Source organism: Luteimonas arsenica, from assembly GCF_004352825.1.
GTDB lineage: Bacteria > Pseudomonadota > Gammaproteobacteria > Xanthomonadales > Xanthomonadaceae > Luteimonas > Luteimonas arsenica.
In genome coordinates, this window is record NZ_SJRW01000001.1 from 1,000,883 (window position 1) to 1,024,975 (window position 24,093).

Consider the following 24,093-nt stretch of genomic DNA (forward strand, 5'->3'; position numbering starts at 1 on the left):
AATCGGGGCAGGGGGCGGTAGGGACATGGGTGAGGCCAGCGGCTACTGGGAATCGGCGTTGGCCGGCGCGCCGGAATCGATCGGTCTGGTGCCCGAAGGTGCACGGGCGGCGGATGCGGGCGGATTCGGCATCGTCGAGGCGGTGCTGGAACCGCCGACGGCCGCGCGGCTGCGCGCGCTGGCTGCGGAGCAAGGTGTTGCGGTCGACGATGCGCTGCTGGCGGCGTTCGTGGCGCTGCTCCACCGGCTTTCCTCGCAGGCGGACCTGGTCGTCCGTCGCCGCTGCAGCGGCGGGAACGCGCTGCCCCTGCGCTTCGAACCGGCCGACGACGTCGACGTGGCCGCGTGCCTGCGCCTTGCCGCGGCAGGGACCGCGGAAGCGACGCGGCATGTGGCGGCGCTCGAGGCCTCCGGCGCGGCTGCGGCGCGCTGGCAGGCCCTGTTCGTGGACAGCGAAGCGGCGCCTGCGCAGCACGAAGACGGCACGCTGCTGGCCATGCGCGTCGCCGCAGGCGATGCCGGGGAGCCGATCGCCGTCTGGCTCGAGTTCGACCGGGCGCTGGTCGATGCGGGCCAGGCCGCGGCCTGGCTGGCCTGCTGGGAAACGCTGCTGCACTCGATGCTGGGGGATGCCGCTGGTCGCATCGTCGATCTGCCGATGATGACCGGGGCGCAGAGCAGCGACGCGATCGAACACGGGAACGCGACGGCGATCGACTTCCCGCAGGTTGCGGGCGTGCATCGCCTGTTCGAACGCCAGGCCGCGCGCACGCCGGACGCGGTCGCGCTGGTGCAGGGCGAGGTCCGGCTGACCTATGCGGAGCTCAACGCCCGCGCCAACCGGCTGGCGCGCCACCTGCGGCAGTGCGGCGTCGGCCCCGACGAGCGCGTCGCGATCTACGTCGAGCGCGGCGTGGACGTGGTGCTGGGCCTGCTGGCCACGCTCAAGGCCGGCGGCGCCTACGTGCCGCTGGATCCGACCTATCCCGCCGAGCGCCTGGCCTACACCCTGTCCGACAGCCGGCCGCGGGTGCTGCTGACGATGTCGGGCATGGAGGTCGAGGCGGCCGACGCGCTCGGCGAACTTCCGCCCGGGCTGGCCGTGATCGACCTCCAGGCCGATGACGCGATCTGGGCCGGACAGCCCCCGCACGACCTGGCGCCGGGCGAATGCGGCGTCGATGCGGGCAGCCTGGCTTACGTGCTCTACACCTCGGGTTCCACGGGCAAGCCCAAGGGCGTGGCCATGACCCACGGGCCGCTGGCGAACCTGGTCCAGTGGCAGCTGCGCGAGCCCGGCAACGGCGGGCCCCTGCGCACGCTGCAGTTCGCCGCGCTCGGCTTCGACGTGGCCTTCCAGGAAGTCTTCGCCACCCTGGCCGCCGGCGGCGAGCTGCACCTGATCGACCAGGCCACGCGGCTCAGCGCCGGAAAGCTGTTCGACTTCATCGTCGCGCACCGCATCGAGCGGCTGTTCCTGCCGTACTTCGCGCTGCAGATGCTGGCCGAAGGGCTGGAAGGCCACATCGCGGCGCTGCCCGTGGGCGAGCCCGTGCGCTGCGATCTGCGCGAGGTCATCACCGCCGGCGAGCAGCTGCGCATCGAGCCGAAGATCGTGGGCTTTTTCGAGCGCCTGCCCGGTTGCCGCCTGCACAACCATTACGGCCCGACCGAAACCCACGTGGTGACCGCGCTGACGCTGGACGAGGATCCGGCGCGCTGGCCGCGGCTGCCGAGCATCGGCCGGCCGATCGCCAATGCGCGCGTGTACGTGCTCGATCCGCGCGGACGCCCGCTGCCGCAGGGCGTGGTCGGCGAGCTGTACCTGGCCGGGCCGGTGGTCGCGCGCGGCTACCTCGAGCGCGACGCGCTGACCGCCGAGCGCTTCCTGCACGACCCCTTCGTCGGCGGTGACGCGCGCATGTACCGCACCGGCGACCTCGGCCGCTGGCTGCCCGACGGCAACATCGAGTACCTGGGCCGCCAGGACTTCCAGGTCAAGATCCGCGGCTTCCGCGTGGAGCTGGGCGAGATCGAGGCGCAGGTGATGGCCTTCGCCGGCGTGCGCGAAGCCTGCGTGCTGGCGCGGGAAGACGCGCCGGGCGTGAAGCGGCTGGTGGCCTACCTGTCGCCGCGTGATCCGGCCGCGCCGGTGGATCTCGAGAAGCTGCGGCTGCAGCTGGTGGAACGGCTGCCCGACTACATGGTGCCGGTTGCCTTCGTGCAGCTCGACGCGCTGCCGCTGACCCCCAACGGCAAGCTCGACCGGGCGGCGCTGCCCAGGCCCGGGCGCGGGCGCCCCGAGTGGGCCGGGCAGTACGCCGCGCCGCGCGGCCCGGTGGAAGCGGGGCTGTGCCGGATCTTCGCCGACGTGCTCGACCTGGAGGACCTGGGCCGCGACGACAACTTCTTCGACCTCGGCGGCACCTCGCTGCTGGCGATCCGCGTGCTGGAGGCGGCGCGCCGCGACCGTCTCGGCGACGTGCCGGCCATGGCCCTGTTCCGCTCGCCGACGCCGGCCCTGCTGGCCGCGGAGATGGCGGCCGGCGATGCGCCGCTGGCGCTGGATGCGTCACGCATGTCGTCGCGTCGCGGTGGCCTGGACGATCCGATCGCCATCGTCGCGATGGCGGGGCGTTTCCCGGGCGCGGCCTCGGTGGAGGCGCTGTGGGAGAACCTGTGCGCCGGCCGCGACGGCGTGACGCACTTCAGCCCCGATGAACTCGATCCCTCGATCCCGGAATCGCTCCGCGCCGATCCGGGCTACGTGCCCGCGCGCGGCGTCTTCGACGACTACGACATGTTCGACGCGGCCTTCTTCGGCGTCTCGCCGAAGGAGGCCGAGCTGATGGACCCGCAGCAGCGCGTGTTCCTCGAACTGTGCTGGGAGTGCATCGAGCGTGCCGGCCACGTGCCCGATGCCACCACGGCGCCGGTCGGCGTGTTCGCCGGGATGTACAACGCCAGCTACCACCAGCACCACGTGCTGGCGCACCCGGACCTGGTCGACAAGGTCGGGTCCTTCCAGGTGATGCTGGGCAACGAGAAGGACTACATCGCCACCCGCGTCTCGCACCGGCTGAACCTCACCGGTCCCGCGGTCAGCGTGCACACTGCCTGTTCGACCTCGCTGGTCGCGATCGTGCAGGCCGTCGACAGCCTTCGCGCGGGCCGCTGCGCGATGGCGCTGGCCGGCGGCATCGCGATCACCTGCCCGGTACGCAGCGGCCATCTGTACCTGGAGGGCGGGATGCTCTCGGCCGACGGCGCGACCCGCAGCTTCGACGCCGATGCCACCGGCACGGTGTTCGCCGATGGTGCCGCGGTGGTGCTGCTCAAGCGCCTGTCCGACGCGATCGCCGACGGCAATCCGATCCACGCCGTGATCCGCGGCGCCGCGATCAACAACGACGGTGGCGGCAAGGCCAGCTTCACCGCGCCCAGCAGCGAGGGCCAGGCGGCGGTGATCGCGATGGCGCACGCCGACGCCGGCGTCGAGCCGCGCAGCATCGGCTATGTCGAGACCCACGGCACCGCCACGCCGATGGGCGATCCGATCGAGATCGAGGGACTGACGCGTGCCTTCAGGCAGGGCACGCAGGACACCGGCTTCTGCGTGGTGGGCTCGGTCAAGAGCAACATCGGCCACACCCTGATGGCCGCGGGCGCGGCAGGGGTGATCAAGACCGCCTGTGCCCTGGGCCAGGGCGTGATCCCTGCGACGGCGCATTTCCGGCGCCCCAATCCGGCGATCGACTTCGCATCCACGCCATTCCGTGCCAGCGGGGAATCGCTGCCGTGGCCGGCGACGGACGGTGTGCCGCGCCGTGCCGGCGTGAGTTCGTTCGGGGTGGGCGGCACCAATGCCCACGTGGTGATGGAAGAGGCGCCCGCGGTGGCGCCGTCGGAACCGGCGTCGGGTACGCAGCTGCTGGTGCTGTCGGCACGGACCCCGGCGGCGCTGGCGGAGTCGGCGGCACGACTGGCCGCGCACCTGGAGGCTGATCCGTCCCTCAACCTGGCGGACGTGGCCTGGACGCTTGCGGTGGGGCGCAAGGCCTTCGCACACAGGCTGGCCATCGCGGCCGACGATGGCGCCGCTGCCGCGGCGCGGTTGCGCGGCGAGGAAACCGCTGCGGCGATCTCCAGGACGAGACCGGCGAATCCCGGCGACGTCGTGTTCATGTTCCCCGGGCAGGGCTGCCAGTACGCCGGCATGGGCCGCGAGCTGTACCGGCACGAGCCGGCGTTCCGCGAAGCCTTCGATGCCTGTTCCGAGGTGCTCGACGCCGAACTGGGGCTGGAGCTGCGCGGGCTGGTCTTCGGCGACGACGCGGAGGCGCTGCTGCCGACCTCGATCATGCAGCCGGCGATCTTCAGCATCGAGTATTCGCTGGCACGCTGGTGGATGGCCCAGGGCCTGGTGCCTTCGGCGATGCTCGGCCACAGCGTCGGCGAGTTCGTGGCCGCGACGCTTGCCGGCGTGTTCGAGCTGCCCGATGCGCTGCGGCTGGTCGCCCGACGCGGCCGCCTGATGCAGGCGCAGCCTCCGGGCGCGATGCTGTCGGTGCGGCTGCCGCTCGACGCGCTTTCGCCGCGGCTGCCGGCGGGGGTGTCGCTGGCGGCCGAGAACGGGCCGGGCACCTGCGTCGTCGCGGGTTCGCACGAGGATATCGCCGCCTTCCAGCAGCAGTTGGAAGGCGAGGGCGTCGCATGCCGTGCGCTCAAGACTTCGCACGCCTTCCACTCCTCGCTGATGGACGCCGCGGTGGCGCCGTTCCGCGCCGAGGTCGAGGCGCTGCAGCGCCGGGCGCCGTCGATCCCGATCGTGTCGACGGCCACCGGCGAGCTTCTGGACGATGCCAGCGCGATGTCGGCCGACTACTGGGCACGCCATCTGCGCGATCCGGTGCGCTTCTCCACCGCGATCGCGCGCGTGCTGGAAACCATGCAGCCGCGGGTGCTGCTCGAGTGCGGGCCGCGCAACACGCTGGCTTCGCTGTCGCGCCAGCAGCCACTGCTGCAGAAGCAGCGCATCGGCGCGATCGCGTCGCTGGCCGACAGTCCCGGCAACGAGCACGCCGTCCTGCTCGAGGCCTTCGGCCAGGCCTGGGCCCAAGGCGCGGCGCTGCGGCCCGAGGTGCTGGACCGCCGCGGGCGCCGGCTCCGGGTCCGCCTGCCGGGCTATCCTTTCGAGCGCAAGCGCCACTGGGTGGAGCCGCGCAGCCACGCCGCCGGCGCGGACACGGACGTGGAGGCAGCTACCTCCGCGGCGCTTGCGGCAAGCATGGAAGCCGTGGAATCCGGGCCACCCGGCGACCTGCCGGCGATCTTCGGACGCCAGATGCAGCTGATGTCCGCCCAGGTGGCGGCCCTGTCGCGGGCCGGCGAGTCGAGCGCGCAGGACGTGCTGCCGATCCTGCAGCAGCAGCACGCCCTGATGGTGCGGCAGCTGCAGATGGTGGCGTCATCGCCTCCCGCGCCCGATCCGGGAGGTGGCGCCAGGGAACAGGCACCCGAGCCGATGCCGGCCGCCGCCACGGCCATCGTGGTCCCGACCACGGAGCCGCAGCGCGAGATCTGGCTGGCGGCGCGGGTCGATCCGTCGGTGGCCCTGGCCTTCAACCAGTCGATCGCGCTGTCGTTCCAGGGCGGTCTGGATGTCCAGGCGCTGATATCCGCGCTGCGCGAAGTCGTTGATCGCCACGATGCGCTGCGCGCGACCGTGTCCGCCGACGGCGAATCGCTGTCGATCGCGCCGGCCATGGTGCTCGATGTGCCGGTCACGGACCTTTCGACACTGGACGGGTATGCGCAGGCCCAGGCCCTTGCCGCACGCAAACAGGCGGGCGTGGAGACGCCGTTCGACCTCGAGCGGGGACCGCTGTTCCGGGCAGAGCTTGTGCGGATGTCGGGGCATGCGCACGCGCTGCTTCTGCACGCCCACCACATCGTCTGCGACGGCTGGTCGTGGAACGTGATCGTGCCGGAGCTGGGTGCGGTGTACTCGAGGCTGTGCGGCGGCCCTGCGCTGGCGCTGCCGCAGGCGCGTTCCTTCGCGGCGCACGCAAGGCGTCTGGAGCGGGAGCCGGGGCTGTCGGTGAGCCCCGAGGATGAAGCCTGGTGGCTGTCGCGATTCGCGGACGGTGCGCCGGTGCTCGACCTGCCCACCGACCGGCCGCGCGCGCCCGAGCGTGACCCGGCCGCCGGGTTCGCCGCGCACGTCCTGGACGCGGACCTGATGGCGGACCTGCGCAAGGCCGGTGCGGCGCACGGCGCCAGCCTCCACGCCTGCCTGCTGGCGACGTTCGCGGTCCTGCTCTCGCGCATCGCCGGACAGGACGACCTGGTCATCGGCATCCCGGTGGCCGGCCAGGCGGGTGACGCCGAGGCGGGTCCGCTCGTCGGGCACTGCGTCAACATGCTGCCGTTGCGCCTGGTCGTCGACCATGGGCAGTCCTTCGGGACGTGCCTGGCATCGACGCACATGGCGGTGCTTGAAGCGATGGACCACCAGCGCTGCACCTTCGGCTCGCTGCTGAAGAAGCTGAGGCTCCCCCGGGATTCCAGCCGCCCGCCGCTGGTGCCGGTGGTGTTCAACGTCGACCAGATCGCCGACCGCGAGCGCGATGCCTTCGCCGGACTGGTGCTCGACCTGTCGGTCATTCCCATGGTGAGGGACAACTTCGACTTCGCGATCAATGCGATCCCGTCGCGCGACGGCCTGCGCCTGGAATGCCAGTACAGCAGCGCGCTGTTCGACGAGGGCACCGTCGCGGCATGGCTCGAGGCCTACGAAACGCTGCTGCGCGCGCTGGTCGCGGACGCGACCCGGGTGCTCTCCAGCCTGCCGCTGGTCGATGGCGCCGCGATGGAGCAGTTGCGGGCCTTGCAGCCGGCCCGCGTCGCGTACGACCGCGACTGCCTGATGCACGAGCATTTCGAGCGCCAGTGCGACCTGGACGGCGCACGGGTCGCGCTGTGGCAGGGCGGCGACACGATGGACTATGCCTCTCTGGAGGCGAAGGCGAACCGGATCGCGCACCTGCTGCGTTCGAAGGGGGTCGCGCGTGGAGACCTGGTCGGCATCGCGATGGAGCGGACCCTGCTGATGCCGGCGGCCGTGCTCGGCGTGCTGAAGTCGGGCGCAGGCTACGTGCCGCTGGATCCCGAGCTGCCGAAGTCGCGCCTGGCGGCGATCGCCAGCGACGCGGACCTGGCGGCGGTCCTGGCCGATTCCGCGAACGCCGCCCGCCTGGTCGAAGGAGGAGAGCACCTGATCGTGCTCGACGCCGACGACGAGGCACTGTCGCGGCAGCCGGCGACGCGCCCCGGTCGTGACGTTGGGGCGGCCGCCCCGGAGTCGATGGCCTACGTGATCTACACCTCGGGCACCACCGGCATGCCCAAGGGCGTGCGCGTGCCGCATCGCGCGGTGGCCAACCTCATCGCCTGCATGCAGCGCTGGCTGGCGCTGTCGGCCGACGATGCGGTGGCGGCCGTCACCCCGCTGTCCTTCGATCCCTCCGTGGTCGACCTCTGCCTGCCGCTTTCGGTCGGCGCGCGGATGGTGCTGGTGGACCGCGACACGGCGCTCCATGGCGCTGCGCTGCGTGGCGTCATCGAGCGCAGCGGGGCGAGCTACCTGGACGCCACGCCTTCGGGCTGGCGCGTGCTGCTGGATGCCGGCTGGCCGGGCCGCGCCGGATTCAAGGCGATCTGCGGCGGCGAGGCCATGCCCGCCGACGTCGCGGCCGCGCTGCTCGAGCGCTGCGGCGAGGTCTGGAACATGTACGGCCCGACCGAAACCACGGTCACGGCCACCGGCGCACGCATCACGCGCGGCGCGGGCGGGCTGCCGGACATCCACATCGGCCGGCCGGTGGACAACACCCGCGCCTGGATCGTCGACCGCTTCGGCCAGCTGTGTCCGCGCGGTGCGTCGGGCGAACTCTGGATCGGCGGCGAGGGCGTGGCCCTGGGCTACCTCGATCGGCCCGGGCTGACCGAGGCGCAGTTCGTGCCCGAGGTGTTTTCCGCGGAAGGGGCCGGCGATGAAGCCGCGCCGCGTGCCTATCGCACCGGCGACCGCGGCCGCTGGCGCGCGGACGGCAGCCTGGAGCATCTCGGACGCCAGGATCGCCAGGTCAAGCTCCGCGGCTACCGGATCGAGCCGGGCGATGTCGAAGCCGCCCTGCGCGCCGACGTGACCGTGGCCGATGCCGTCGTCGCCGTGCGCGAGGACGTCGCCGGCGCCGCGCAGCTGGTCGCCTGGGTGGTGCCGCGCAGCGGCATCGCGCTGGATGCGCGTGCCGTTGGCGAAGGGCTCAGGAAGCGGCTGCCGCCCTACATGATGCCGGGGCGCATCGTGGTGCTGGATGCGATGCCACTGTCGGCGACGGGCAAGCTGGATCCGTCGAAGCTGCCCGCGCCAGCCCCGCTCACCACGGCGACGGCGGAACCGCAGCGCGATGACGGTGGGCTGGCGGAGCGCATCGCTTCGAAGATGGGGGAACTGCTCGGGCTGCCCGCGTTCTCCACCGGCCAGGACTTCTTCGCCGCCGGAGGCCATTCGCTGCTGGCGGCGCGGCTGGCGGACTGGCTGGAGCAGGCGTTCGGCACCACGGTGAAGCTTCGCCTGCTGTTCGACGCGCCGACGCCGGCGGCCCTGGCGGAGGCCGTGCTTGCGCAGTCAGGCGGCGATGCAGGGACTGCGGATGCGCGCCGCCTGCCGCGGTGGCAGGACCAGGCCCGCGGCCCGATGTCGCTGATGCAGGAGCGGCTCTGGGTGCAGGAGCAGATGCACCCGGGATCGACCAACTTCATGATTCCCTCGGCGCTGCGCCTGCGGGGACGGCTGGACCTGCAGGCGCTGGACCGTGCCTTCGCGGACGTGGTCGGCCACCAGCCTGCGCTGCGCACCTTCCTCGAGCCGCATGACGGCGGCGCGGTGCAGCGCGTGCTGGACCGGCTGGACGTGAGCCTGTTGCCGGTCGAAGACCTGTCCATGTACCCGGCCGGCGATGTCGAAGCGGAGTTCATGCGCCGCGTCGAACCGCTGATCGTCGACCCCATCCGCACCGACCGTGCGCCGCTGTTCCGCACGCGCCTGTTCCGGATTTCGGACGAGGACCACATCCTGTACTTCCAGGTCCATCACGCGATCTGGGATGGCGCCTCGGAACGCCTGTTCTGCGAGCAGATGGGGGCGCTCTATGCCGACCATGCCTCGGGCGTCGCACCGATGCTGCGGCCGCTCGAGCGCAGCTACCTGGATTTCGCGGCGTGGCATGTCGGCGAAGCGCACGGCGACGAGATCAGGGCGCAGGTCGAGCACTGGCGTGGCCGGCTGTCGGGAGACATCGAGCCGCTGCAGCTGCCCGAGGACCAGCCGCGCCCGCCGCTGGCCACGGGGCGCGGCGGCAGCGAGTTCGTGACGGTCGAGGGCGCGCTGGCGGAGCGGCTGCGGCAACTCGGGCGCGACAACGGCGCCACGCTGTTCATGACCCTGCTTGCCGCGTACTTCGCCTTCCTCCACCGGAGCACCGGACAGCGCGACCTGGTGGTCGGCCTGCCCGTGCGGAGCCAGATGGCCGAGCAGCTGCGCGATGTCATCGGATTCTTCGTCAACGTGTTGCCCATGCGCCTGCGGCTGGACCCGGACTGGACGTTCAGGCAGCTGCTGGAACAGGTCCGCGGCGAGATGCTGGAGTGCTTCGCGCATCCCGACGTGCCGGTCGAACGGCTGGTCCACGAACTCGCGCTCCCACGGGACATGAGCCGCTCGCCGCTGTACCAGGCGCTGTTCTCGATGGACGATTCGCGCACGCGGGTACGGCACTGGGGCAACGTGACCTGCGAAGACGTCGCGCTGCCGCACTACAGTGCCCTGACCGACCTCTCGCTCTGGATCGACGAGGACGAGGGGCGCCTGCTGGTCGACCTGAACTACAACGCCGACGTGATCGCGCCGGACTCGGCAAGCCGCATGGCACGCAGGTTCGCGGCCCTGCTCGAGGATTTCGCCGCGCTCCCGGACGCCGCGATCGGCGAACCCGGCCTTGATCCGCGGGCGCCGGCACGCGAACAGGCGGCGGGAACGGGCGATGCGGCCACTGCGGCGCCGGTGGGGTCGGATGCCGTGGCCTATGTCACCGGCCTGTGCTCCGAACTCATCGGGGCCGAGGTCACCGCCGACGACAACTTCTTCGATGCTGGCGGTCATTCGCTGCTGGCGGTCAGGTTCCTCAACCGCGTCCATGGCGAGACCGGGGTCAGGCTCAACGTGCTGGTCCTCGCGACATCGACCCTGGGCCAGATCGCGGCGCGACTCTCGGAGGCCGGCGGCGCCAGGCTTGGCGAGGTCGAACGCCGTCCGGCGCCTGGCGGTTTCATCAGCCAGGCCAGGGCATGGCTGTTCGGGCGGCAGGACTGAGGCGGCCTGGCGGTCCGGTCCCCGGCGTGTTCTGCGTATTCCACTGGGTATGCCGGCCTCCACGTCCGGTCCAGGTCCGGCGATGTGTCCTTCCCGGCCGCGCCCAACCCCTTCAACACCGCCCCGACGGCCCGGAGTCCAACGGATGACCCGCGAGACGACAACAGGTGACACCAGCGACCGGCGCGAGCGCCTGTCGGCCCGGATCAGGGAAGTATTCGAGGAGGTCGCAGGCTTCGACATCGACGCCGGGGACGGCGGTGCCAACTTCATCGAACTGGGAATGGACAGCCTCATGCTGACCCAGGTGGCCCTGCAGCTGCAGAAGGCCTTTCCGGTCAAGGTGACGTTCCGGCAGCTGATGGGGGAGTACGCGAGCCTGGACCGCCTGGTGTCGGCGCTGGACGCGCAGCTGCCGCCTGATGAAGCGCCGTCGCCCGCGGCCGTGCCGGCATCCGTATCCGCAGCGGCAGCCGAGGCACCGGCCGCCGTGGACGCTGCAGCGCGGGTCGACGCCGGGATTCCTTCGCTCACTGTGCCGTCCATGCCAGGCGGACCCGCGCACGCGGCCGCCCTGCGTGCACTGGTCGACTGGCAGATGCAGCTGATGGCCCGGCAGTTGGCGCTGCTCTCGTCCACGCCGGGCGCGGCGCTGTCCGCAGCGGCGTCGCTGCCGTCGCTGCCGTCGCTGCCGGCTCCGGTCGCGACCCCGTCCCCTGTCACCGATGAATCACCGGTGCCCGACGAACCCTGCGATGCGAAGAAGGTCCACGGCGCCATGGCCCGCATCGATGCCGGGAGCCGCGTGGAACTCACGCCACGCCAGCGCGGGCGGCTCGATGCCTTCGTACAGCGGTACATCGCGCGCACGCCCGGGTCCAGGGCCTACGCGCAGCGCAACCGCGCGCACATGGCCGATCCGCGCGTGGTCACCGGATTCCGGCCGCTGACCAAGGAGATCGTCTACCAGATCGTCGTCGATCGCTCGAAGGGCGCGCGGGTCTGGGACATCGACGGCCACGAATACGTGGATGCGCTCAACGGCTTCGGCACCAGCCTGTTCGGCTGGCAGCCGGACTTCGTGATCGACGCGGTGAAGCGGCAGATCGACAGCGGCTGCGAGATCGGTCCGATGCATCCGCTGGCCGGCGAGGTGACCGCCCTGGTCTGCGAGCTGACCGGACATGATCGCGCGGCGCTCTGCAACACCGGCTCGGAAGCCGTGCTCGGCGCCATGCGGATCGCGCGCACGGTCACCGGCCGCGAGACCATCGTCATGTTCTCGGGGTCCTACCACGGCATCAACGACGAAGTGATCGTGCGCGGCACGGAGAAGCTGCGCGCCGTCCCGGCCGCGCCCGGCATCCTGCACAACACCGCGGAGAAGGTGCTGGTGCTGGAGTACGGAACGCCGGAAACGCTCGAGATCATCCGCGATCGCGCGCACGAGCTGGCCGCGGTCCTGGTCGAGCCGGTGCAGAGCCGGCGGCCCGACCTGCAGCCGGTCGAATTCCTGCGCGAGCTCCGGACGATCACCGCGGAATCCGGCGCAGCCCTGGTCTTCGATGAGGTGATCACCGGATTCCGCGCCCATCCGGGCGGCGCGCAGGCCCTGTTCGGGATCCGCGCCGACCTCGCCACCTACGGCAAGGTCGTCGGTGGCGGCTACCCCGTGGGCGTGATCGCGGGCCGGCGGGAGTTCATGGATGCGCTCGACGGCGGGCACTGGCAGTACGGCGACGATTCGGTCCCCACGGCGGGCGTGACCTATTTCGCCGGCACCTTCGTCCGCCATCCGCTCGCGCTCGCGGCCGCCAGGGCCTCGCTGCTGCACGTGAAGGCGCAGGGGCCGGGCCTGCAGGAGGGCCTGAACCAGCGCACCGCGGCCATGGCTTCGGAGATCAACGCCTTCTGCGGGGAGGTCGGCGCGCCCGTGCAGGTCCGGCACTTCGCTTCGCTCTGGCGGACGCATTTCGACGAGGACCATCCGCTGCAGGACCTGCTGTTCGCGATGATGCGCAGCCGCGGCATCCACATCCTCGACAACTTTCCCTGTTTCCTCACCACCGCGCACGGCGAGGCCGACATCAAGGCGATCGTCCATGCCTTCAAGGAGTCGATCCTGGAGCTGCAGGACGCAGGGCTGCTGCCGCGCCGCGCCGCAACGCCGGTCATCGATGTGCCCAGCACCGAGCCGCAGCGGGAAATCTGGCTCGCCTCGCAGCTGGGCGACGAAGCCTCGCTCGCCCACAGCCTGTCCCTGTCGCTTCGCCTGCGCGGTGCGCTGGACGTCGACCGCCTGCGGCGCTCGCTGCAGCAGGTGGTTGCACGCCACGATGCGCTGCGCGCCGTGTACGCACCGGACGGGCAAACCTTCCGGGTGCCTGAGCCGTCGCCGCTTCCGGTGCCGCTGCACGACTTTTCGCCATTGCCTCCGGAAGAGCGCCGGCAGCAGTTGGCGGACCATGCCCGCAGGAGCGGAGGGACGCTGTTCGACCTCGCACACGGCCCCCTGTTCCGCGCCGAGCTGGTGCGGCTCGACGCGGGGGAGCACGTCCTGCTGATGCACGCGCACCACATCGCCTGCGACGGCTGGTCCTGGTGGGTGCTGATCCGTGAACTGGGGACGGCCTACGGGCTGGACGATGCCGCCGGCACCGCGCTGCCCGGGGCCGAGAGCTACGTCGACCATGCGCGGCGCGAGGCTGCACGGCTGGATGCTGCCGGAGCGGATGGGGACGAAGCGTACTGGCTGTCGAGGTTCACCACCCTGCCGCCCGCGCTCGACCTGCCGACCGACCGGCCGCGCCCCGACAGGCGCGACTTCGCCTCATGTCGCGAGGACCATGAACTCGACGCCGACCTGGTCTCCGCCATCCGCCGCCTGGGGGCGCGGCGGGGCGCCAGCCTGTTCGCCACCCTGCTCGGCAGCTTCGCCAGCCTGCTCTCGCGCCTGTCCGGGCAGGACGACGTGGTGGTGGGCATTCCCGCCGCCGGCCAGTCCGTCGACGGCCACGCCAACCTGGTCGGGCATTGCGTGAACCTGCTGCCGCTGCGGTTCGGACTGCAGGCGGGCGCCAGCGTGGAGTCGGTCGTCGACGATGCGCAGGCCCTGCTGCTGGATGCGCTGGAGCACCAGCGCTTCACCTTCGGCACGTTGCTGAAGACGCTTCGCGTCCCGCGTGACCCGGCCCGCCTGCCGCTGGTGTCGGTGATGTTCAACATCGACCAGGCGATGGAACTGGACGGTGGAAGGTTCCCGGGCCTCGATGTCGAGGTCGCCACCCAGCCCCGCCGGCACGACAACTTCGAGCTGTCCGTCAACGCGGTCCAGGTCGGTGGCCGCCTGCGCCTGGAAACGCAGTACGACACCGCGCTGTTCGACGCGGCGACGGTGCGCCGCTGGCTGGCCGCGTTCGAGTCGCTGCTGCGCGCGGCCTGCGAATCGCCCGGGGCCGAGCTCGCGCAGCTGCCACTGCTCGACGCGAGGGCCTTCGGGGAACTGGCCGCGCTGCAGCCGCCGGCCGTCGCGTTCGACCGCGACTGCCGCATGCACGAGCTGTTCGAGCGCCAGTGCGACCTCGGGCCGGATCGCGTGGCGTTGCGCATCGGGCAGGAAGCGCTCAGCTACGGACAGCTCGAGGCCCGCGCCAACCGCATCGCGAGGCTGCTTCGCCAGCACGGCGTGCAGGCGGGCGCGCTGGTGGGGCTGGCGCTCGAGCGCAATGCCGACGTGGTGGCCGCGCTGCTGGGCATCCTCAAGGCGGGCGCCAGCTACGTGCCGATGGACCCGCACTTTCCCCCCGAGCGACTTGCCGGCATGGTCGAGGATGCCGCGCTCGCGGCGCTGGTCACGCAGCGTGACTGTGTCGGCGCGTTCACGCTCCCGGGGCGCCCGGTCCTCGTCCTGGACGATCCCGGCATCGGCCTCGACGCGCTGCCGGACGATCGCATCGGTCGTGACGCCGGCGCGGCCGGGCCGGAGTCGCCCGCCTATGTCATCTATACCTCGGGGTCGACCGGACGCCCGAAGGGCGTGCAGGTGCCGCATCGCGCGGTGTCGAACTTCATCGCCTCGATGCAGGAACAGCCGGGCCTGGACCGCGGGGACCGGTTGCTCGCGGTGACCACGGTGTCCTTCGACATCGCGGTGCTGGAACTGATGCTGCCCCTGAGCGTCGGCGCCGAAGTGGTGCTGGCCGACAGGGCCACGGTGGCCGACGGCTTCGCCCTGGACGCGCTGCTGCGCGAGTCGGGCGCCAACGTGATGCAGGCCACGCCGGCGACCTGGCGGGTGCTGATCGAGGCGGGCTGGCAGGGCGATCCGTCGTTCAAGGCGCTGTGCGGCGGCGAGCCGCTGCCGCCCGACCTGGCCCAGGCGATGCTGTCGCGCTGCGGCGAACTCTGGAACCTGTACGGCCCCACCGAGACCACGGTGTGGTCTACCGCGATGCGCGTGCGCGCCGACGGGGATGGTGGATTGCCCGACATCCACATCGGACGGCCGATCGCCAATACCCAGGTGTGGATGCTCGACGCCCACGGGCAGCCCTGTCCGCTAGGCGTTCCGGGCGAGATCTGCATCGGCGGCGAAGGCGTGACCCTGGGCTACCTCGGCAGGCCCGAACTGACCGCGGATCGATTCATTCCCGACCGCTTCGCCGATCCGGCCAGGGGCTTCGGCACCGGCATCGATGCGCCGCTGCTCTACCGCACCGGTGACCGCGGGCGCTGGCGCGCGGACGGCAACCTGGAGCACCTCGGGCGCCTGGACTTCCAGATCAAGGTGCGCGGCTACCGCATCGAGCCCGGCGACATCGAGAGCAGCCTGCTGGCGCATCCGGCGGTGTCGCGCGCGGTGGTCACGACGCGCGAACACCGGCCGGGCGACGTCCGCCTGGTGGCCCACGTGGTGCCCGCGGCGGCGTCCGCCGGGATCGAGGCCGAGCTTGCCTCGCACCTGAGGAAGCATCTTCCCGACTACATGGTGCCCAGGCACATCGTGGTGCTGGATGCCATCCCGTTGCTGCCCAACGGCAAGGTGGACAGGAAGGCGCTGGCGGCCGTCACGCCGGTACCCGCGACGGCCGTAGCCGCGCCGCCCGGGGACCCGGGCCCGCTCGATCCGCGGGTGGCATACCTCATGGCCACGTGGGGAGAAATCCTCGGCACCGAGGTGTCGCCCGACGACAACTTCTTCGATCTCGGTGGCCACTCCATGCTCGCGGTGGGCATGGCCAACCGCGTGCTGTCGGAAACAGGCCATCGCATCAAGCTGCTGGCGCTGGCCACGCAGACCCTGGGCGACCTTGCGGAGGAGCTTCCGGTCGATGCCGGGACGCAAGTTCCGGTCGCCGCCGCCGCCGAGGATCTCGCGCAGCCGGTGGCAGCGGGCAGGGGTCGGTCCCTGTCGGGCGTGCTGCATCGAGGTCGAACCCTCACCCGCAGCCTCTTCGACAGGTTGGGCCACTGACGTCATTCAGGGGGTATCGCCATGAACACGAGGATGGCAAGCCGCAAGGTGCGGGCTTCCCAGGTGCAGTGGCTGGCGGAGCTGCTGCTCATCGCCGTGGTGGTGGTCGCGGCCGCGAGGCTGTACCTGCACTTCGTCGACCAGTCCGGCAGCGATGCCGCGGCGTCCGGCGGGGCGACGCTGCAGGCGCTGCTGGTCGCCGCGTTCGTGACCGGTGCGATGTCGGCATTCGGGCTCTACCAGGTGCATGCACGCCACAGCAACCGGGAGTTCATGCTCCGGCTGTTCCTGGCCTTTTCGGTGGCGGCGATCGCGCTGGTGCTGCTGTACCTGCTGGTGCCGGCCGCCTACATCGGTGGCGTGGTCCTCTTCGCGTCGCTGTCGCTCGGGCTGGTGGGCGTGGTGGCGCTGCGCACGCTGACCTGGAGCTGTTTCCGCGGCGATGCCTTCAAGCGCCGGATCCTGGTCTATGGCGCAGGACGCAATGCCGACCTCATCAACCACCGCCTGCGCCGGCACTCCGACCGCAAATCGTTCGTGGTCGTGGGCTTCCTGCCGGTCGAGGGCCAGGAAGCAGTGGTGCCGCGGGATCTCCAGCTCCAGGCAGCATCGGGCCTGGCCGAACTGGCCCGCGAGCTGCGGGTGGACGAGGTGGTCGTGGCGCCGGACGAACGCAGGGGTGGCCTGCCGATGGACGAACTCCTCGGCTGCACGCAGCGCGGCATCGCGGTGTCCGACCTGTCCACCCTGTTCGAGCGCGAGGCGGGCATGGTCACGGTCAATGTCGCGGATCCGTCGTGGTTCGTCTTCTCCCGCGGCTTCGACCAGTCGCGGCAGCGCCGCGTGAACAAGCGCCTGTTCGACCTCGTGGCCGCCAGCACGCTGCTGCTGGTGGCCTGGCCGGCGATGGCGATCGTGGCGCTGTGCGTCTGGCTGGAATCGGGGTCGCCGGTGCTGTACCGGCAGATCCGGGTGGGCGAGGGTGGGCGCAACTTCGAGCTGGTCAAGTTCAGGAGCATGCGCACGGACGCGGAAGGCGATGGTGTCGCGCGCTGGGCCTCGCAGGACGATGACCGCAGCACGCGCACAGGGCGCTTCATACGCGCCACGCGCCTGGACGAACTGCCGCAGCTGTTCAACGTCCTGCGCGGCGAGATGAGCTTCGTGGGCCCGCGGCCGGAGCGCCCCCAGTTCGTCGAAATGCTCGAGCGCGAGATCCGCTACTACAACGTCCGCCATTGCGTGAAGCCGGGGCTGACCGGGTGGGCGCAGCTGCGCTATCCCTACGGCGCATCGGTGCGTGACGCGGAAGAGAAGCTGACGTTCGACCTCTACTACGTCAAGAACCAGGGGATCGTGTTCGACATCATGATCCTGCTGCAGACGGTGGAAGTGGTGCTGTTCCGTCGCGGCGCGCGGTAGCCGCCGCGCAGGGTTCCGCGCTTGCGCAACAGCGCCGCCGATGGCCGGTGCTGCGTCCGGCCGGCGTTCAATCAGGCATGGATCGCATTTGCCGGCAGGGGAGCTGATGGACGGTGGATTGGCAGACGGCGGAAACGGTCGAGCGGGAGCCGGCGGGCGTGGGGGCATCGACGACTGGCAGGCGTTCTGGATCGGCGCATCTGCGCGCTCGCTGTACGCCGCCCTGCATCCGGTGGCCGGCACGCCGGGGACGGGCGTGGTCATCGTTCCGCCGCTGGTCGACGAACTGCCGCGCAGCCGACGCTTCGTCACCGAGATCGCGAGCGAACTCGCGGCGGCGGGGCTGCCTGCGCTGCGCTTCGATTTCCACGGTACCGGCGATTCGTCCGGGGAAGGTGGTGAACTCGACTTCGAATCCATGCGCATCGACCTCGGGCTTGCCATCGCGGCGCTGCGCGCACGCGCCGGGGTGTCGCGCGTGGTGGTGCTGGCACTGCGCGGGAGCGCGCTGTTCGTGGACGAATGGGTGGCCAAGGGCGGCACGGCGGATCTGCTGGTACTGTGGGAGCCGCTGGCGGATGGCGCTGCATGGCTTCGTGAACTTGTCGATGCCGATGCCGGGGCCAGGGCGATCCTGCCCCCGCCGCGGCCGGGGGTGCCGCGCACCGGCAGTACGTCGGACGGCCAGCTGATGGGATTCAGGGTGTCGCCGCGCCTGCGCGACGAACTCGCCGGGGCGCGCCTGGGGACCGGGCTGGGCCGTCGCCCGGGGCGCACCTGGGCGGTGCTGCGGGCCGGGGACGCTTCGCCGGAAGGGTTCACACGGCTGTTCCCGCTGCCGGCGTCGGCACCCGCGTTCTCCGGCGGCGTGTCGATGGACGCCACCCTCTTCCTCGCACCGGCGGTGCGTGCGCTTGTCCGCGAGCTGGGCTCGGGAATGCGCGAGGCGGAGTGGGCATGAACGTGGCCGTCCGCCCCGTCCAGGAACAGGGCATGGCACAGGCAGCCAGCGTGCTGGTGCGCTTCGGCCCGGACAATCGCCTCACGGGAATACTGGCCGGCTCCGGTGCATCCGGGCCGACCCTGCTCCTGCCCAGCGCGGGCTTGCAGCCGCGCTCCGGCCCCTTCCGGCTGCACGTGGAACTTGCGCAGCGGCTTGCCGCCCGCGGCATCGGCAGCTTCCGCTACGACGTGCCCGGCGTGGGCGAGGCGCCGCGGCTGCCGGGCTGGGATCCCGCGCGGACCACGATCGCGGCGATCGACCGGCTCGAGCAGGACCATGGTTGCCGGATCTTCGCCGCCGGCGGTATCTGCAGTGCCGCTGATGCCGGCTGGGAGGCTGCGACCCTGGACAGCCGGGTGTCCGCGCTGCTGATGCTGGACGGCATCTGCTTCGGCGGTCCCTGGTACCGCTATGCGCGAGTGCTGGGCCTGCTGCGGCGCCTGCCCGGTGAATGGCGCCGCTTCGCGCGCATGCTGCCCGGACGCATCGGGAAACAGGCCGGCTTCGAGGCCGAGGACTTCCGGAACTGGCCCGACCATGCGCAGGCGCGGCACCAGTTCGCCCGGTTCCTGGAGCGCGACGTGCCGATGCTGTTCGTCTTCAGCGGTGCGTACGAGGACCATTTCCTGCATCCCCGCCAGTTCGAATGGAGCTTCGGTCGCGCGGTGCACGATCCGCGGGTCGACATGCACTTCTGGCCGGATTGCGACCACACCTACTTTGGCGGGCTGCATCGCGAGCGGCTGATCGCGACCATCGAACAGTGGATGCTCGCGCTCGCTGGGCGGGGGGCGCCATGAGCGGTGCATCCGCCAGTGCGCTGTACGCCACCCCGGCGGGGCTGGAGCGGCCGCTGCGCGTGGTGCTGGCGGCATCGTCGGATCTGCCCGGCTGGCTGGACGCCTTCGCCGCCGTTGCGCGCCAGCACGCGTGGGTGGAGGTCACCGTGCTCGAAGGCCCCGAGACGCGGCTTCCGACGGTGCGCGACGTGGCATCGGGCCTGCGCCTGTTCCTGGCCTGGGAGCGCCTGCTTCGTCCGGACGCCAATGCCAGCCTGATGCCCGCGACACCTTCCAGGGCAGCGCGCGGCGCTGGTGACGAACGGCTTTCGTCCCTGTCGCTGCTGGAAGCACGGGTCGAGCACCTTCAGCCGGATGTCGTGCTCCTGGCCGGGCCGCAGGCATGGGCGGCCTCCCTCGCGCGCCACGCGCCGTGGGGGTGCTGGCAGATCGATGCCGGCCTCACCGATCCGCGCCACGCCGGCCTGTCGCTGCTGGCGCCGCTGCTGCGCGGCGAGGCGTCGACCCACGTCGGCCTCACGCTTGATGACGGCAGCGGATCCAGCGTCCCACTGGCGCACAGCCGGGTAAAGACGCGTGCGACCGCGTTCCTGCTGACCCGTGACGACGCGTACCGCAAGCTGCCGCCACTGCTGCTGCGCTCATTGCACGGGATCGCTTCCCGGCAGCCCCCAGCGAAGCGCGGTGCCGTGCGGACGCTGCGGCTGCAGCCCGAAGCCGTGCCGGTTCGCGCCGCGGGCCTGCGCCTGCTGGCATCGACCCTCAGGGCGCAGGTGGCTTCGGTGGTCTCGCGCCTGAAGAGCCAGGACTGGTCACTGGTCGTGCGCGAGGCCAGATCGCCGATGGATCCCGGATCCCCGGTGCTCGATGCGTACCGGATCCTCCAGGGCAGCCGCGGGTGGTGGGCCGATCCCTGCATGGTCGACGCCGGAGGACGGAAGCTGGTTTTCGTCGAGGAGATGGATCCGGCCACGGGGCTGGCCCGCATCGCCTGTGCGGAGCTGGCCGACGGCGGTGCGCGCGACCTCGGCATCGTCCTCCAGGAGCCGGGACACCTGTCCTTCCCGCAGGTGTTCAACTGGCAGGGACAGTGGCAGCTGATGGTCGAGTCCGGCTATGACCGTCGCGTCAGTCTGTACCGTGCCGTCGACTTCCCCCGCGAATGGACCCGCGTGCGCGACCTGCTCACGGGCTGGGCCTGCGTGGATCCCGTGCTGCACGAGCATGAGGGCCGCTGGTACCTGTTCGTCAACGTGGCCGAGAGCGGCAACAGCACCAGCGAAGACCTGTTCCTGTTCGTCGCGGCAAGCCCGGAAGGACCGTTCACGCCGCATCCCGCCAGTCCCATCGTGTGCGACGTGGGACGCGCGCGCATGGCCGGCCGGATATTCACCCACCGCGGCCGCCTCATCCGTCCCGGCCAGGACTGCGGTCCCTGCTACGGCAGTGCGATCGTGTTCAACGAGATCCTCGAGCTTGGGCCGGACACCTATCGGGAGCGGGTGCTGTCGCGGTTCGCCGCCAGCCAGGTCGGTGCAGTCGATGCCTGCCACTCCTACAGCAGCGACGGCGGCATCGAGGTGCTCGATATCCTCGGTAGGCCGCCGGCCGGCGCGGACAGGCTTGAACTGCTGGATGGTGGATGCGCTCGAGGTGCCGCCAGGGCAGCGGCCCCGGAATCGGGTGCCAGCGCTGTACGGGGTGCGATCCCCGAGCGGTTCGCGGGCGCCGCGCGATCGCCAGCGAAAGCCGCCGGCGAATGAGCAACATCCCGGATTCCGCAGCCACGCCCGGCCAGCAGCACGTGGAACAGCGCCGCAAGCTCCCGAGCATGGCCACGCATTACCTGCGCTATTCGGCGTCGAATGCGCTGGTGCTGGTGGCCGGCTTCATTTCCTTCCCCATCCTGACGCGGCTCCTGGACAACACGCAGTTCGGCATCCTCAGGTACTACGAGACCTTCATGCTGATCGGCATCGGGATCGTGAAGCTGGGGGCGCCGCACGCGATCGTCCGCCTCTATCCCTACGACGGCGATCCGGCCAGGGTCACCGGCTTCGGCACCAACATGGTGCTGCTGCCGCTGCTGATCTCGGGCGTGCTGTGGTTGCTGTGCGCGTTCGGGCTCGCGGTATGGAGCCTGGTGCTCGGCCGCGACCCGGGGCTGATCCTGTGGTGCGCGCTGCTCCTCACGCCGATGATGGCCGGGATCGCGATCGTGCAGTCGGTGATGCGCGCCAGCGAACGCTCCGACATCGTCATGACCACGCGCATCGCCGGTCGCCTTGCGGAACTGGGGCTGGTGCTGGCCGCGGTGATTCTCGTGCAGCAGAGCGCCCTTGCCGTGTTCGGCGCGAAGATGCTCGCCGCCGCGCTGCTGCTGGCCTGGCTGCTGCATTGGCTGCGCAGGAACGTGCACTTCGCGCGCGATGCGGTCGACTTCGGCGCGCTGCGCAAGGGTCTGGTCTATGGCCTTCCGCTGATGGCGCATGAAATCGCCTACGGCGTGCTTTCGAACATCGACCGGGTGCTCCTGAAGGGCATCACCGGGGATTTCGCGCAGGTCGGCATCTACACCATCGGCTGGGCGCTGGCGATGCAGGTGACGCTGTTCATCGACGCGACCCTGTCGGAAGCCTTCGTCCCGGTGGCGAACAGGGCCTACGAGACCGGCGGCAACCTGGCGGTGCGCGAGCTGAAGGAGCGGGTGCTGGTCCCGATGACCTATGCCGTGGTCGCGATCGTGGCGCTGGTGTTCGTGACCGGGCATGACGCGATCGTGGCCCTGAGCGGGCCGTCCAAGGCCGCGTCCGGGCCGGTGTTCGTCGTCCTCGGGATGGCCGTGGCGGCGAACTCGCTGTTCGGCATCTCCAGCTTCGGCCTGCTGCTCAAGAACCGGACGATGGTGGTGCTGGTGATCACGGTCCTGACCATGCTCCTGAACATCGCGCTCAATCTCGTCCTGATCCCGCGCCAGGGTTACATGGGCGCGGCATGGGCGGGGGCGATCAGCTACACGGCGATGAGTGCCATGCAGTTCGCGTGTTGTCCGAAAGGGCTTGTGCAGTGGCCGAGCGCGCGGACCCTGGCCCTGTCGCTCGCGTGCGGGGGCGTGTTCGTGTTCGTGGCGCGGGGCATCGATCTTTTCGGCCTGGATGGTGCGTGGCAGCGCCTGTTCGCCGCTGGCGGGCTGCTGCTGGTGCTGTACGCGCTTCCGGTGTTCGCGCTCGACCCGGGCTTCCGCCGGTCGGTGCTGGCGTTCGGCAGCCGCGGCTGAGTCCGGCGCACGAAAAAGGGCGGGCCTTGCGGCCCGCCCTCGTTGCCTGCGTCGCTCAGTTCGCGAAGATGGCGTCGTACATCCTGCGCACCAGTGCTGTCAGGGCCTGGGGCCTGGACGCCGGCTGTTCATCGGGGGTGGCCCGCTGTGCGGGGGCCGCGGTGCCGGTCGAACCGTTGCCCGGCACCGGTGCCGCGCGGAGGCGGCCCTTGTTCCCGCTCCCGGGATTGCTGGGAAGCGGCGGTGCGTTGCCGCCGGTCCGCATCCGGTTGGACGGCGGATCCTCGGGCGGCACGCCGGCGTCGGAGCCGTATTCGTAGGCACCGATGTCGTTGGCCACGCCCACCGGGCGCGCCCCGTCGAGGAAGTCGGTGGTGACGGCGGCGATCCGCGGCGCCGTATCGATCGCGGGGCTGCCGGCGAGCGGCTCCGCGTCGAAGGCGGCCAGGCTCATGTTGGTGAGCTTCGGGTTCTGGCTGCAGCTCACGCCCGAGGGGCAGGAGGACACGTTCCACGCCAGGTTGCCGGAGATCGACTTCGTGCCCGGCGCATTGCCGGCGTTGAACGGCCGTGCCTGGCCATTGACGAAGTAGGGGAAGCCCACGGCGATGTTGTTGAGGATGTTGATGCGATCCGAAGACTGTCCACCGGTGTGGACGATCTGCGCATCGCCTTCGCCGGCGAGGGTGTTATGGCGGACGGTGACGGTGTCGTTGCCGGTGAGGTTGAGGAGCAGGGTGGCGCCGTAGGCGCGGCAGCTTTCGCTGTCCTGCATGGTGTACTTGCCCTTGAAGAAGGTGCAGTGGCCGACGATGACGGAGTTTTCGATCAGGGCGTTGCCGGTGACCTTGACCTGGTTGCCGGCGTTGGCGACGGCATAGACGCGGCGGAGGGTGACGCTGGAATCGTTGCCGCCGTCCATGTAGAGCAGGTCGAGGCCGTCGGAGGTGTTGTGGTGGATGTAGGCGTCCTCGATCAGCCAGTGGCCGCCGGTGGCGGCGGTGCCGAGTCCGTCGCCGTAGCCGCCGGACTGCTGTCCCCAGCAGGCCCAGGCTTCGCCGGTGGCGACGCGTTCGCCGCAGCCGTTCCAGCCGATCTCGATGTCGCGCATGACGATGTTGCCGGAGTTGGAGGAACTTCCGGAGCCGAGGTCGCCGACCCATCCGGCGGTGCCGTTGCGGTTGAGCTTGACGCGCTCGAGGGTCCAGTCGGTGAGTCCGCCGGCCTGGATGCCGCGTGCGCCAAGGCCGTGGAAGTTCATGTCATGGAGCCAGACGTTGCGCGAGTTGCTGGCGTAGAGTCCGCCACGCGCCCAGGCGCCGCCGCTCTGGCAGCCTGCGGAGGGGTGTCCGTAGACGCAGTCGCTGAGGTCGGTGACCTCGAGGTGTCCGATCTCGACGTTGGAGCTGTTGGTGAGGTCGATGACGCGGTGGATGCCGTTGATGCCGGCGAGCTTGGGCACGCTGCCGCCGGTCCTGCCGAGGATGCGGGTGCGGTTGGAGGTGCTGCCGCTGGGCACGGGCTGCATGGCACTGCCGATCTGGTAGGTGCCGCTGCCGATATAGAGGGTGTCGCCGCCGGCGATGCGTGCGGCGCCTGATGCGGGGAGTGCGACGAGGGGGCTGTTCCAGGCGCAGGCCTGAGCGGAGCCGCTGCCGGGGTAGGCCGCGTCGCTGCGGCCGG

Annotated in this window: 7 protein-coding genes and 1 pseudogene; 7 read left to right on the forward strand and 1 reads right to left on the reverse strand. The window is 70.9% G+C overall.

From position 1 onward, the window contains the following. Positions 1-25 precede the first annotated feature (25 nt). The 7 genes from E2170_RS13995 (at position 26) to E2170_RS04625 (ending at position 22,410) form a co-directional block, all read left to right on the forward strand. Entirely contained in the window at positions 26-10,435 is a 10,410-nt protein-coding gene (locus tag E2170_RS13995) for a non-ribosomal peptide synthetase/type I polyketide synthase (protein ID WP_243708049.1), read from the forward strand. Positions 10,436-10,580: 145 nt separating this feature from the next. Then, positions 10,581-15,908: a non-ribosomal peptide synthetase gene (locus tag E2170_RS04605; protein ID WP_243708050.1), complete on the forward strand. Its 5,328-nt coding sequence runs from the start codon at positions 10,581-10,583 to the stop codon at positions 15,906-15,908. Between the two features lie 33 nt (positions 15,909-15,941). Further along, positions 15,942-17,330 carry a TIGR03013 family XrtA/PEP-CTERM system glycosyltransferase gene (locus E2170_RS04610; protein WP_132999434.1) on the forward strand — a complete coding sequence of 463 codons (1,389 nt, stop codon included), beginning with the start codon at positions 15,942-15,944 and terminating at the stop codon, positions 17,328-17,330. A gap of 118 nt (positions 17,331-17,448) precedes the next feature. Beyond that, positions 17,449-18,291 carry an alpha/beta hydrolase family protein gene (locus E2170_RS04615; RefSeq protein WP_132999435.1) on the forward strand — a complete coding sequence of 281 codons (843 nt, stop codon included), beginning with the start codon at positions 17,449-17,451 and terminating at the stop codon, positions 18,289-18,291. Continuing rightward, on the forward strand, positions 18,288-19,133 hold the full coding sequence (locus E2170_RS04620; RefSeq protein WP_132999436.1) for an alpha/beta fold hydrolase: 846 nt from the start codon (positions 18,288-18,290) through the stop codon (positions 19,131-19,133). Before E2170_RS04615 ends, E2170_RS04620 begins: the two co-directional genes overlap by 4 nt. Next, positions 19,130-20,896, forward strand: coding sequence for a glucosamine inositolphosphorylceramide transferase family protein (locus tag E2170_RS13785; protein WP_165942152.1), 1,767 nt, complete (start codon positions 19,130-19,132; stop codon positions 20,894-20,896). Before E2170_RS04620 ends, E2170_RS13785 begins: the two co-directional genes overlap by 4 nt. Further along, a complete protein-coding gene (locus E2170_RS04625; RefSeq protein WP_165942153.1) occupies positions 20,893-22,410 on the forward strand; it encodes an oligosaccharide flippase family protein in 1,518 nt (505 codons plus the stop codon). The genes E2170_RS13785 and E2170_RS04625 overlap by 4 nt, the downstream gene beginning before the upstream one ends. Before the next feature lie 322 nt (positions 22,411-22,732). On the opposite strand, the pseudogene E2170_RS04630 reads toward E2170_RS04625, so the two are convergent. Then, positions 22,733-23,938: pseudogene (locus tag E2170_RS04630) on the reverse strand (choice-of-anchor Q domain-containing protein); the annotation flags it as partial. Positions 23,939-24,093 lie beyond the last annotated feature (155 nt).

What these genes read in the sequence shown, in the direction of transcription:
- E2170_RS13995 (WP_243708049.1), top strand. Translation starts at nt 26, where the DNA reads ATGGGTGAGGCCAGCGGCTACTGGGAATCGGCGTTGGCCGGCGCGCCG.
- E2170_RS04605 (WP_243708050.1), top strand. Translation starts at nt 10,581, where the DNA reads ATGACCCGCGAGACGACAACAGGTGACACCAGCGACCGGCGCGAGCGC.
- E2170_RS04610 (WP_132999434.1), top strand. Translation starts at nt 15,942, where the DNA reads ATGGCAAGCCGCAAGGTGCGGGCTTCCCAGGTGCAGTGGCTGGCGGAG.
- E2170_RS04620 (WP_132999436.1), top strand. Translation starts at nt 18,288, where the DNA reads ATGAACGTGGCCGTCCGCCCCGTCCAGGAACAGGGCATGGCACAGGCA.
- E2170_RS13785 (WP_165942152.1), top strand. Translation starts at nt 19,130, where the DNA reads ATGAGCGGTGCATCCGCCAGTGCGCTGTACGCCACCCCGGCGGGGCTG.
- E2170_RS04625 (WP_165942153.1), top strand. Translation starts at nt 20,893, where the DNA reads ATGAGCAACATCCCGGATTCCGCAGCCACGCCCGGCCAGCAGCACGTG.